The organism is Streptomyces sp. NPDC087440, assembly GCF_044744005.1.
Classification (GTDB): Bacteria; Actinomycetota; Actinomycetes; order Streptomycetales; family Streptomycetaceae; genus Streptomyces.
In genome coordinates, this window is record NZ_JBIUXN010000002.1 from 315,493 (window position 1) to 327,230 (window position 11,738).

The window sequence follows — 11,738 nt, forward strand, 5'->3', positions numbered from 1 at the left end:
AAGGTCAGTCCTGGTGGGGCGGCCGGGTGCGGCGGCCCCGCACGCCGGCGGCGGATCTTCCAACGCCCGGCGCCCTCCACCGCCGTCGCCCTATGCTCCGTGCATGACAAACACAGGTGCGCGTCGGGACGGCACCCCGGAGGTCGTCCTGACCGACCGGGGCGGCACCGCCCGCTTCGACGGGGCGCGCGTGCAGTTGGTGAGGGGCCCCAGCACCTGGCACATACCGGTGCGGGCCCTGCACACCGCCGAGTTGACCGGGGACGGCCGGGTCCGGATCGCGTTGGCGGAGGGCTCCGGCGACCACGGTCTCGGGACGGAGGTGCTGCTGCCCGCCGCGAGCCCCGTCGCCTCGGAGGCCTTCGCCGACCGGCTGCACCGGGCGATCCGTGCGGCAGGCCCCGCCGACGGCCCCGTACGCGTCCGGCGGGAGATCGCGGCGCCCTGCTCCTGGGGACCTCGGAACCTGGGGCGCCGCGCGCGCCTCCTGGTCCAGTACGCCGGTCTGGCCCTGCTCCTCGCCCCGCTGTTCCTGCTCGCCGGGCTGCTCGCCCCGCCGGTGGACGGTCTCTTCTACCGGCTCGCGGCGACGGAGCTCGCGATGCTGACCGGCTCAATCGTGCTGTGGCGGGTCGGGCAGCGCGTCCGGTCCCTGTGGCTGCTGCGGCTGCGGGGCATCGGAGTGGTCGGCGAAGTCATCGGATACGTACACATCTGGGACAGGGGCGGCCATCTGTGGGAATTCTCCAAGCTGGCCTACACGACGCTCGACGGGCAGTACCACCGGGGCGTTCCGTCGGTCGTCACGGTCTGGGGCCTCTCCGACAAGGTCTCCGGAAAGGTGGACCTCCTGTACGACCCTCAGCGACCGACCCGGGCCAGTCGCCCCCTCACGGTCGGCTTCGCCTTCCGCACCCTGCTGCTGGCGGCCGTGGGAGCCGTACCGGCGTTCGTCGGCACCACGATGCTGCTCTCGCTGCTGCTGTCCGGCTGACAGGAGGCCGCGCCCGGCCGGCATCAGGCCGCGCCCGGCGGTGAGGGAAGGCCGCGCCCGGCGGCCCCGCATCACCCCACGTCGGCCGAAGGACCCGCCTCAGGAGTGGCCCAGATCCTCCGACTCCGGGTCCGGGGCACCGGACACCGAGCCGCCGTCCGGGTCCGGGCGGAGCGGGAAGGCGTCGACGGCCATCGAGTCCAGTACCGGCACCGGCTGCTTCCCGGGCTTGGGGACGACCGCCTCCGAGTGGCCCCCGCAGCCGTACGAGAGCGAGACCACGTGCCCGTCCGCCGGGCCGAACTCGTTGGCGCAGATGCCGAAGGCCTGGCCGAGCGAGCCCGAGACGGGGATCAGGAAGGCGCAGGACACGCAGGTCGCCGGGGCCGCCTGGGCCATCGGGGTCTTCGCCCCGTACTCCTCGTCCCAGCGGTCGGCGGCGAGGTGGAGCCCGTACCGGGACAGGACCCGGGCCCGGCGCATGCCGAGTTCCTCGGCGACGGAGGTGATGGAGCCCCGGACGGGCGGGACCGTGGCCGTGGCCAGTTCGGCGTCCTCGGCCTCGACGAGGGATTCCATCTCCTCCGAGAGCAGGGAATTGGGCGGGGGCGCGTCCTCGCCCGTCCAGCCCGGCTCCAGGCGGAGGTCTTCGGCCTCGGTGGGCAGCAGGTCGCCGGGGCCCATGTCGCCCGGACGCAGCCGCTCGCTCCACGGCACCCATTCGGGGGCCTGGAGGGAGTCGGGGCCGGGGAGCAGGACGGTCTCGTCGATCGTCACGAACTTCGCGCGGGAGGCGCGGGCGACGGTGACCGCCCAGCGCCAGCCCCGGTAGCCCGGCTCCTTGGCCTCGAAGAGGTGGGTGACCACCCGGTCGCCTTCGGAGAAGAGAGAGACGTGCTCGCCCACCACCCCCGGGAAGGCCGCCTCCTCGGCGGCCTCGCGTGCGAGGTCGACCGCTTCGGCGCACAGACGGTCGGGGGTACGGCTTCTCGTCGTCGCAGCACTCACAGGTTTCGCTTCTCTCCTACGCCGTATCACGGGTGCGCCTGCCGAGGAGCGATGTAGACGGATGTCGGATGTACGAGCCGCGGGCGGAGCGGACCAAGGGGCCGCGTCGACGTCCGCGCCCGGTCCTGTCCTGTCTACGTGTCTCGGGCACACCTTCCGCGAACCATTCTGCGGGATCGCTGAGAGGCGCGCGGCCGAGGACAACCGCCGGTGGCGCGCTACGCACGCTACCCCCTCCGCCGCCCCCATCCCACCTGCACGTCCGAATCCCGGTTCGGGTCGTGTGGGGTCGGCGCGTCGTTGGGGCACTATGACGTGGTGGCCGGTACTCGTACGTCGTCACGCATCTCCGCCCCAACTGGGCCGCTGCGCAAGGCGGGCCGGGCGGTGGGACATGCCCTCCACCTGCCGTTCACCGGCACCGCGAAGGGCATCCGGCGGGCCACCCACGCGAACGGAGCAGGCGAGTCCGGCCTCGGGAAACTCATCGAGCTGCACGCCGTCAACGGCGCAGGCGACGTATTGATCACAATTGCGCTCGCCTCGACCGTTTTCTTTTCGGTACCGACGGACGAGGCCCGGGGGCGGGTGGCCCTCTACCTCGCGATCACCATGGCGCCGTTCACTCTTCTCGCCCCCGTCATCGGCCCGCTGCTCGACCGGCTGCCGCACGGGCGGCGGGCCGCGATGGCGGGGGCCATGCTCGCCCGGGCGGTGCTGGCGCTGGCCATGTCGGGGGCGGTGGCGACCGGCGGGATCGAGCTGTATCCCGCCGCGCTGGGGGTGCTGGTGGCGTCCAAGGCGTACGGGGTGGTGCGGAGCGCTGTCGTGCCCCGGCTGCTGCCGCCACGGTTCTCGCTGGTCAAGGCGAACTCGCGGGTGACGCTCGCGGGGCTGCTGGCCACCGGGGCCGCTGCTCCGATCGGGGCCGGGCTGCAGCGGATCGGGCCCGCGTGGCCGTTGTACGGGGCGTTCCTCGTGTTCGTCGCGGGGACCTTCCTGGCCTTCTCCATGCCCGGGAAGGTGGACTCCGCGAAGGGTGAACGGCGGGCCCATCTGGCGGCGGAACACGTCGGCGAGGCGCAGACGAAGACGGGGCTGCGGGACGTGGGGCCGTCCGTGGTGCACGCCCTCCAGGCGAACGCGGCGCTGCGGGCCCTGTCCGGGTTCCTGATCTTCTTCCTGGCCTTCCTGCTGCGGCAGCATCCGCTGGGCGGGCAGAGCGCGGCCGTCTCGCTCGGCATCGTCGGCGTCGCGGCGGGGCTCGGGAACGCGGTGGGGACGGCCGTCGGGGCCTGGCTGAAGTCGCGCGCCCCGGAGCTGATCATCGCGACCGTGCTCGGGGTCGCCCTCGGGGTGTCCGTGCTGACCTCGGTGTTCTTCAGCGGGTTCCTGGTGGCGGTGCTGGGCGCGGTGGCCGGCCTGTGCCAGGCGCTGGGGAAGCTGTCGCTGGACGCACTGATCCAGCGGGACGTGCCGGAAGGGGTGCGGAACTCGGCCTTCGCCCGCTCCGAGACCCTGCTCCAGGTCGCCTGGGTGGTGGGCGGCGCGATCGGCATCGCGCTGCCGCTGGTGGCGTGGCTGGGCATGGGCGTGGGCGCGGCCCTGGTGGGACTGGGCGCGCTGATCGCCGTCCGAGGCCTCCTGCGGGCCGCCCGCGCCAAGGGCCGCACGGCACTGAAGTAGCCGCCGGACCACGCTCACGCAGCTGCCGCCCGGCGCTCCAGCAGCCGCCGGGCCACGCTCACGCAGCCGCCGGACGGCACGCACGCAGTCCCCGCCCCGGCCCGGGACACCCCGTAAACCCCCCGGCGCAGCCGAGCGCGTCCGGAGCGATAGCCTTCGCGCATGACCGCTGCGTTGTTCACGGGCAAGGCCCGCCGTACCACTGCCGCCCTCGGCGTTGCCGCTGCCGGGCTGCTCGTCCTCTCCGCCTGCGACAAGCCGACGCCCCGCGCCACCGTCACGGTCGGCTCGACCTCGGTCAACGCCGAAGCGAACTGCTACGACGCGGACAAGGGCATCGCCGAGAAGGACATGAAGGCCTGCCTGAACAAGAAGCCCGCGGAGACCGTCAAGCTCTCCCTGGAGGACACCCTCCGCCTGGGCGTGGACCCCGAGGTCGCCGAGAACGGCTGGTCCCTGTTCCTCAACGGCGAGCAGGCCGAGCGCGAGCCGTACAAGAAGACGTACCGCACCCTCCCCGGCTCGGCCTTCTTCGGCCCCCGCCAGGACGGCTCGCCCGCCCCCAAGGAGGTCGTCCTGAGCATCGTGGAGACCGGCAGCAACAAGCTCATCGGCTCCTGGAACTTCAAGCTGGAAAAGGCCGCCTGAGCCCGGTGGACATCCTCGTCGTGACCGCGGTCCCCGCCGAGCGGGACGCGGTCACGCGTGCGTGCGGGGCCGGTTTCGACGTCCTGGCGGGCGGTGTCGGGCCCGCCGCGGCCGCCGCCTCGACCGCCCGCGCGCTGGCCACCGGGTCGTACGGCCTGGTGGTCTCGGCGGGCATCGGCGGCGGGTTCGCCGGCCGGGCCCCGCTCGCCTCCGTGGTCGTCGCGGACGCGATCGTCGCCGCCGACCTGGGCGCACAGACCGCCGAGGGGTACGTGCCCGTCACCGGCCTCGGCTTCGGCACCGTGGAACACCTGCCTCCGGCCGATCTCGTACGAGTGACCAGCGAGGCCGCCGGAGCCGTCACCGGCACCGTCCTCACCGTCTCCACCGTCACCGGCACCGCCGCCCGCGCCGCCGAGCTGAGCACCCGGCACCCGGGGGCCGCCGTCGAGGCGATGGAGGGCTTCGGGGTGGCGGAGGCCGCCGCCCTGTTCGGGCTGCCGGTGCTGGAGATCCGCGCCGTGTCCAACGCGGTGGGGCCGCGTGACCGCGACGCCTGGCGGATCGGGGACGCGCTCGGTGCGCTGAGCGACGCCTTCGGGAAGATCGCACCCGTACTGGAGGGTTGGACCCCACATGACTGACGACCGGCTGAACATAGCTTTCTCGCCCTGCCCCAACGACACCTTCGTCTTCGACGCCTGGGCGCACGGCCGGATCCCCGGCGCACCCGCGCTCGACGTGACCTTCGCGGACATCGACATCACGAACGGCATGGCCGAGCGCGGCGAGTTCGACGTGCTGAAGGTGTCGTACGCGGTGCTGCCGTGGGTGCTGGAGGAGTACGCGCTGCTGCCGTGCGGCGGGGCGCTCGGGCGGGGCTGCGGGCCGCTGGTCCTGACGAAGGACGCGGGCGTCGACCTCACCGGCAAGACCGTCGCCGTGCCGAGCGAGCGCTCGACGGCGTACCTGCTGTTCCGGCTGTGGGCCGCCGACGTCGTCCCGGGCGGGGTCGGCGAGGTCGTGGTGATGCCCTTCGACCAGATCATGCCCGCCGTGCGGGACGGCAAGGTCGACGCGGGTCTCGTCATCCACGAGGCACGCTTCACCTATCAGAACTACGGGCTGCACAAGCTGGCCGACATGGGCGAGCACTGGGAGGCCACCACCGGGCTGCCCATCCCGCTCGGCGCGATCATCGCCAAGCGCTCGCTGGGCGAGGAGCGGCTGCGGCAGCTGGCCGAGGCCGCGCGGACGTCCGTGACGATGGCGTGGGACGACCCCGAGGCCTCGCGTCCGTACGTCTCCGCGCACGCCCAGGAGATGGACCCGGCGGTCGCCGACCAGCACATCGCGCTGTACGTGAACGAGTTCAGCGCCGACCTCGGCGAGGACGGGTACGCGGCCGTGCGCGGGCTGCTGGAACGCGCGGCGGCCGAAGGGCTCGTTCCGCCCCTCGGCCGCGATGCGCTGAGTTTTCCCTGAGCTCCTACACGTCGAGCTGGTCCGCCACCGCGCGCAGCAGGCCCGCGATCTTCTTGCCCGCGGCCTTGTCGGGGTAGCGGCCCCGCTCCAGGGACGGGGTGATGTTCTCCAGGAGCGTCGTGAGGTCCTGGACGATGGAGGCCAGCTCGTCGGGCTTGCGGCGCTGGGCTGCGGCCACCGAGGGGGTCGGGTCCAAGACCGTCACCGACAAAGCCTGGTCACCGCGCTGACCTGCGACGACACCGAACTCGACGCGCTGTCCGGGCTTGAGGCTCTCGACACCGGCCGGGAGCACCGAGGAGTGGACGAAAACGTCGCCGCCGTCGTCGCGGGAGAGGAAGCCGAAGCCCTTCTCGCTGTTGAACCACTTGACCTTGCCGGTAGGCACCGTCTGTCCTCGTCCTCGTACTCGTCGGGTCCGGACAGCCGCGAAAACGGGTCCGGATAGCACTACAGCGGGTCTCCAGTGACCCGCCACTCATTAGGCTAATGGTCTGTTCGCCGCTGACAAGAGTCGCCGGGGGCTCCCCCGGGCCCCTCGGGCCCCGGGCCGACTCCCAGGGCTTGGGAACTACCCTTGCCGGGTGAGCAATGAAACCCGTACGACAGAGTCCGCGGAGTCCACGGCCGGCGATCGGCTGGTTCGCGTCGGTGGAGTCGTCTTCTTCGTGGGCGCGATCGCGACGCTGGTCACGATGGCGCCGCTGTTCCTGGGCACCGAGCCGTTCCCGTCGATCGCGTACGCGGTGTGCATGCTGATGGGCGTCGGTTTTGTGATCGCGGCGGCCGGTGTGCTGACGTCGATCGCGGCACAGCGCCGGGCCGCGCGGGGCTGAGCCCCGGCCCGTACGGGGTGAACGGCCGCCCCGGCGGGGCTGGCCGGAACCAGACGGCCCGTCAGCGTGCGGTCAGGGTGCGCAGCCAGGCGGGGAAGGCGGTCAGGTCGGGCAGGACCACGTCCGCGCCCGCCTCGCGCAGGGGTGCTTCGGCGTACGGGCCCGTGGTGACCGCCACCGCGAGCGCGCCGGCGGCCTTCGCGCCCCGGACGTCGCCCAGGTGGTCGCCGACGTAGATCCGCGCCCCCTCCTCGCGCAGGGCCAGCGCCTTGCCCTCCGCCCAGACGTTGCCCGCCAGCACGTCGACCTCGATGCCCAGGTGGGCGAGGTGCAGCTTGGCGTTGGGCTCCCACTTGCCGGTGACGACCATGACCCGGCCGCCCGCCTCCCGTACCGCCGCGACCGCCTCGTGCGCGCCGGGCAGTGCCGTGGTGGGCTCGATCGCGTACGAGGGGTAGAGGGAGCGGTAGAGGTCCGCCGCCTCCTCGACGCGGTCGGCCGGGAACCAGTTCGCGATCTCCTGCTCCAGCGGCGGGCCGAGCCGGGTGACCACCAGGTCGGCGTCGATCGCCACGCCGGTCTCCGCAGACAGCCGCCGGTAGGTGGCGCGGATGCCGGGGCGCGAGTCGATCAGCGTCATGTCGAGGTCGAAGCCGACGGCGAAGGGGGCGGTGAGGGGCTGGGCGGGGGTGGTGGTCGTCATGCGGCCATTGTGCCGCTGCGCCGCGGGGGTGTCCGAGGCCCGCACCAACGCTTAGGGTCACCTAACACGCTCACCTGCACGTACGCACGCCTTCCCCACACCCCCCGTCCTTCGGCCCCCCCCTGCTCCCCTGCTGCCTTCGGCTCACCGCTCCCCTCCGCTCACCCGTCCCCGCCCTTCGGCCCCCCCTGCTCCCCTCCTGCCTCAGCTCACCGCTCCCCTCCGCGCCCTTCCGCTCACCCTTCCCCGCCCTTCAGCCCTCCCTGCTCCCCGCCCTTCGGCCCTCCCAGCTCCCCTCCCCGTCCTTCGGCTCCCCGCTCCCCCGCCCCGCCCGAGGTTCAAGGAACTCCGCTCATGCACCGTGCGCCGCGCCCCCTCGCCGCGCTCTGCCTCGCCGCCGCCCTCGCCACCCTCGCCGCCTGCACGGCCTCCCCCGGCGCTCCCGGCGCTCCCGGTTCGGCCCCGAAGAGCGCGAGTGGCACCCGTACCGTCGAAACCGCGATGGGCGACGTGACCGTTCCCGCCGTACCGAGGCGGGTGGTCGTCCTCGACACCGCGGGGCTCGACTCCGCGCTCGCCCTCGGCGTCACCCCCGTCGGCGCCACCCACGGCGACGCCCCGTCCGGCTTCCCCCGCTACCTGCCCGCCGCGCGGCTCACCGGCGTGCAGGACCTCGGCGAGTCCATGAACCCCGACCTGAAGGCCGTCGCCGCCCTCAGACCGGACCTGATACTCGCCGGGAAGGTCCGCCACGAGGACACCTACGCGGAGCTGCGGGCCATCGCCCCCACCGTCATGACCGACGACTCCGGCGACTCCTGGAAGGACGGCTTCCAGATCCATGCCGCGGCCCTGGGCCGCGAACGGGAGGCGGCCCGCACGGTCGCCGCCTACACCGCGCACGCCGCCCGCGTCACCGAGTCCCTCGGCGGGACGGCCGCCGCCGCGCGCACCAAGGTCAGCGTGATCCGCTTCGTCGAGGGGGCCGACATCCGCATCCAGGGCCGCCGCACCTCGCTGGGCGTCGTCCTCGCCGACGTCGGGCTCGGCCGCCCGCCGGTGACGGCCAGGGCCGCGAACGGTTTCTCGTACGACATCGGGCCCGCCCGCATCGCGCTGGCGGGGGCGGGCGCCTCCGTGCTCTTCCACTCCACCTACGGCGACCCGGCCGCCGCGGGCCGCACCCGCACGCTGGCCTCCCCGGCGTGGCGGGCACTGCCGCCGGTGCGGGCGGGCCGGGCCTTCCCGGTCGACGACGAGGTGTGGGTGCGCAGCCCCGGCTACCTCGCGGCGGACCGCGTACTGACCGAACTCCAACAACACTTGACGACCCGTCAGGCACCGGGCGGGGGGTGACGTGGCGAAGTCGTCGGAGATCGGCAAGTAGGAGCGGGTTGCTGTCCCTCGGCGGTGCGGGCTGGTGACATGAGGGGGTCGCTTTCCGTCGTGCCGAAGGGAGTTCTCGCAGGATGCGGACCACAACACTGGGCAGGGACGGGCCGGTCGTCGGCCGGCTGGGGCTGGGGGCGATGGGCCTCTCCTACCGGTACGCCCCGGCCCTGCGGGACCGGAACAAGGCCGTCTCCCTGGTCCGGGAGGCGATGGATCTCGGGGTCAACCTCATCGAGACCGCCGGTGCCTACGCGGCCGGGGGCAACGAGCGCCTGATCGGCGAGGCCGTCCGGGGACGCCGGGACGAAGTGGTGCTGTGCACCGGCGGCGGCCTGCACGGCGACGCGGACGGATCGCTGCGCCCGGCCGGTGCCCCGCGCGAGCTGCGGGCCGCGGTGGACGAGAGCCTGCGGCAGTTGCACGTCGATCACATCGACCTCTACCTGCTGCGCCGTGTCGATCCCGGCGTGCCGCTGGAGGAGAGCTGGGGCGCGCTGGCCGAGCAGGTCTGGGCGGGGAAGATCCGCATGCTGGGGCTGCCCGTCGTCACGGTGGAGCAGGCGCGGGCCGCCGAGGCCGTGCACGGGGCGGCGGCGATGGCCGCCGAGGTGTCGCTGTTCACCCGCTGCGGGCTCGACGACGTGGTGCCGTACGCGGTGGAACGCCAGCTCGCGCTGCTGGTCGGCGCCCCGCTCGGCCGGGGCCTGCTGACCGGGACGCTGGCACGCCCGGAGGACCTGCCGCCGGGCGACTGGCGGCGCACCCAGCCCCGCTTCGCCCCGCGTGCCATCCGGCACAACTTCGCGCTCGCCCGGGCCGTCGCCCAGGTGGCCGACCGGCACGGGGCCACGCCCGCGCAGGTCTCCCTGGCGTGGCTGCTGCGGCTCGGCGAGCACGTGGTGCCGCTGCCCGGCACCAGGGCGTGGGACCACCTGACGGAGAACCTGGGCGCCGAACGGCTCCGGCTGACCGAACAGGACCTGACCGACCTGGAGTTCCTCCCCTACCCGTCGGGCGCTCCCGAGACGTAGCCCTCCACCCCCTTCCCCATCCCCTTCTCCCTCTTCGGAGTTCTCACCATGACGCTCTCGTTGACCCGTCCCCTGCCGCCGCATCCGTGGCCGACGTCCACCGGCGTCCGGGGGACCACCGCGCCCGGCTTCTCCTCCGTACGCCCCCTCTTCGAACGGGCCTGCCGGGACGCGGGCCGGCCCGGATCGCAGGGCGCCGCGCTCGCGGTCGTGCGGGACGGCGAACTGGTCGTCGACCTGTGGCAGGGCACCGCCGACCCCCACTCCGGCACGCCGTGGACCGGCGACACCCTCCAGCCGGTGCTGACGGGCTCCCACGGGGTCCTCGCCACGGCGGTCCTGCTGCTCGCCGACATGGGCGCGCTGGAGCTGGATCTGCCGATCGCCGCTTACTGGCCCGAGTTCGCGGTACGGGGCAAGGGCGCGGTGACGCTGCGGGACGTGCTGACGTTCACCGCCCGGCTGCCCGGCATGGCGGCCGATCTCGACCAGCGCGACATCGAGGACCCGCACATGATGGCCGCGCTGCTGGAACTGCACAGCCCGGAGGAGGACCCCCGGGCCCAGGGCGTGCTGCACGGGCCGTGGACGGCGGGCTGGATCGTCGCCGAGGTGGTGCGCCGGGTCGACGGCCGCGAGCTCGACCTGTTCTTCCTGGAGGAGATCGCGGGGCCGCTGGGCCTGGACGTCCACTTCGGGCTCGTCCCCGACCAGTTGCCGCAGGCCGCGCACATCTCGTACGACGCGGACTTCCACGCCCGGTTCCGGGCGCTGGGCGGCGGGGCCGACCTGTTCCGGCGGGTGTGGGACAACCCGTCCCCGTTCCCGGCGGACGCCGGGGTGTGGAACCAGGACCGGCGGCGGCGCGCGGTCGTCCCCTCACTGGGGGTGTACGCGTCGGCACGGGGTCTCGCCCGGCTCCAGGGCGTGCTGGCGGCGGACGCCGTCCGGGCCCCGGGCGAGGAGCCGCTGCTGCTGTCGCGCCGGACGCTCGACCAGGCGCGGAGCTTCTGGGTGGAGGGCCTGGACCCGCTGCTGGGCGGGGTCAGCGCGTACGGCGAGGGCGGCCTGCAACTGCTCGACGAGGGGCTGCACCCGTCCGTCCGCTCCGGCGCCTTCGGCCACCAGGGGCCCGGCGGGGTGGCCTACCAGGCATGGCCGCGGGTCCGGGCCGGGGCCGCCTGGGTGCACAACCGGCTGACGGCGGGGCCGGGGGCGGGAGTGCTGGAGGAGGTGGCGGGCGCGGTGGCGAAGGCGCTGCGGGAGGCGTGACGGCGAGTGGGGGTCAGGGCCGGTCGGTACGGCCCGGCTGCTCGGGCAGGTCCGGCTGCTCGGGCAGATCCGGATGCTCGGGCAGGTCGGCCGCGAGACCGTGCAGGACGATGTCCCAGACCGCGTCCCAGTCCGCTTCCCCGGCGCCCCCGAGATCGTCCGCCTCCCCCGTCACGTCGTGCGCGGTCAGGGTTCCCCGGGCGAGGTGCACGAGCAGGGTCACCGCGTCCTCGTACGACACACCGGGGCGCAGCCGTCGGGCCCGGCACGAGCGGTCGACCAGGGTGCGCAGCGGCGGGAGCCAGATCCGGGACAACGGCTGTGCCCCTTGCGGGCAGTCGGTCTCCAGTCGGCGCGCGGCGCGTACGAACCGGTCCTCCCGCACCAGCCCGGCCAGCCGGGCCAGCAGCGTGCGCAGCTCGTACAGCGGGTCGGCGGCGGGGGCGAGGTCCCGCAGCCCGTGCTCCAGGCGGGTCCGCCCGGTGACGCGCACCTCGTGGGCGAGCGCCGTCTTGGTCCTGAAGTGGAAGGTCAGCGAGCCCACCGAGGTGGTCGCCCGCCGGGCCACCTGATGCAGCGAGGCACCCTCGTAGCCCTGCTCGGCGAACTCTTCGGCAGCCGCTTCCAGCACGGCCTGGCGCGTCTTCGCCGCCCTTTCCTGCATGGGCCTTCTCCTTGGACTT

13 protein-coding genes are annotated in these 11,738 nt (G+C 73.8%); 9 read left to right on the forward strand and 4 right to left on the reverse strand.

The features are described from left to right. Nucleotides 1-103 precede the first annotated feature (103 nt). On the forward strand, nt 104-994 hold the full coding sequence (locus tag ACIO3O_RS06100) for a hypothetical protein (protein ID WP_401742508.1): 891 nt from the start codon (nt 104-106) through the stop codon (nt 992-994). 99 nt (nt 995-1,093) lie between these two features. Here ACIO3O_RS06100 and ACIO3O_RS06105 read toward each other — a convergent pair whose 3' ends face one another. Then, the gene (locus ACIO3O_RS06105; RefSeq protein ID WP_401742510.1) at nt 1,094-2,002 is read right to left on the reverse strand and encodes a DUF3027 domain-containing protein; all 909 of its coding nucleotides are present in this window, start codon (nt 2,000-2,002) and stop codon (nt 1,094-1,096) included. 300 nt (nt 2,003-2,302) lie between these two features. Here ACIO3O_RS06105 and ACIO3O_RS06110 point away from each other — a divergent pair, with 300 nt between their 5' ends. The 4 genes from ACIO3O_RS06110 to ACIO3O_RS06125 all read left to right on the forward strand — a co-directional run bounded on the left by ACIO3O_RS06110 (nt 2,303) and on the right by ACIO3O_RS06125 (nt 5,821). Continuing rightward, complete coding sequence (locus ACIO3O_RS06110) at nt 2,303-3,688, forward strand: MFS transporter (RefSeq protein ID WP_401742513.1); 1,386 nt, start codon at nt 2,303-2,305, stop codon at nt 3,686-3,688. A 162-nt stretch (nt 3,689-3,850) separates the two neighbouring features. Further along, complete coding sequence (locus ACIO3O_RS06115; RefSeq protein WP_401742516.1) at nt 3,851-4,336, forward strand: DUF2771 domain-containing protein; 486 nt, start codon at nt 3,851-3,853, stop codon at nt 4,334-4,336. 5 nt (nt 4,337-4,341) lie between these two features. Then, entirely contained in the window at nt 4,342-4,980 is a 639-nt protein-coding gene (locus tag ACIO3O_RS06120; RefSeq protein WP_401742518.1) for a futalosine hydrolase, read from the forward strand. Next, nucleotides 4,973-5,821, forward strand: a complete 849-nt coding sequence (locus ACIO3O_RS06125) for a 1,4-dihydroxy-6-naphthoate synthase (protein WP_401742520.1) — start codon at nt 4,973-4,975, stop codon at nt 5,819-5,821. Before ACIO3O_RS06120 ends, ACIO3O_RS06125 begins: the two co-directional genes overlap by 8 nt. Nucleotides 5,822-5,825: 4 nt before the next feature. Here ACIO3O_RS06125 and ACIO3O_RS06130 read toward each other — a convergent pair whose 3' ends face one another. Then, entirely contained in the window at nt 5,826-6,209 is a 384-nt protein-coding gene (locus tag ACIO3O_RS06130) for a cold-shock protein (protein WP_189825350.1), read from the reverse strand. Nucleotides 6,210-6,405: 196 nt separating this feature from the next. On the opposite strand from ACIO3O_RS06130, the gene ACIO3O_RS06135 reads away from it, so the two are divergent. Further along, nucleotides 6,406-6,657, forward strand: a complete 252-nt coding sequence (locus tag ACIO3O_RS06135; RefSeq protein ID WP_401742521.1) for a hypothetical protein — start codon at nt 6,406-6,408, stop codon at nt 6,655-6,657. A gap of 61 nt (nt 6,658-6,718) precedes the next feature. Here the strand turns inward: ACIO3O_RS06135 and ACIO3O_RS06140 are convergent, their stop codons facing one another. After that, nucleotides 6,719-7,360, reverse strand: coding sequence for an HAD family hydrolase (locus tag ACIO3O_RS06140; protein WP_401742524.1), 642 nt, complete (start codon nt 7,358-7,360; stop codon nt 6,719-6,721). Between the two features lie 354 nt (nt 7,361-7,714). On the opposite strand from ACIO3O_RS06140, the gene ACIO3O_RS06145 reads away from it, so the two are divergent. From ACIO3O_RS06145 to ACIO3O_RS06155, 3 genes are all read left to right on the forward strand, one after another. Next, nucleotides 7,715-8,716, forward strand: a complete 1,002-nt coding sequence (locus ACIO3O_RS06145; RefSeq protein ID WP_401742526.1) for an ABC transporter substrate-binding protein — start codon at nt 7,715-7,717, stop codon at nt 8,714-8,716. Between the two features lie 113 nt (nt 8,717-8,829). Then, on the forward strand, nt 8,830-9,783 hold the full coding sequence (locus ACIO3O_RS06150) for an aldo/keto reductase (protein WP_401742529.1): 954 nt from the start codon (nt 8,830-8,832) through the stop codon (nt 9,781-9,783). A gap of 48 nt (nt 9,784-9,831) precedes the next feature. Next, nucleotides 9,832-11,055: a serine hydrolase domain-containing protein gene (locus tag ACIO3O_RS06155; protein WP_401742531.1), complete on the forward strand. Its 1,224-nt coding sequence runs from the start codon at nt 9,832-9,834 to the stop codon at nt 11,053-11,055. 13 nt (nt 11,056-11,068) lie between these two features. Here the strand turns inward: ACIO3O_RS06155 and ACIO3O_RS06160 are convergent, their stop codons facing one another. Beyond that, nucleotides 11,069-11,719 carry a TetR family transcriptional regulator gene (locus ACIO3O_RS06160; RefSeq protein ID WP_401742533.1) on the reverse strand — a complete coding sequence of 217 codons (651 nt, stop codon included), beginning with the start codon at nt 11,717-11,719 and terminating at the stop codon, nt 11,069-11,071. Between the last annotated feature and the right edge of the window lie 19 nt (nt 11,720-11,738).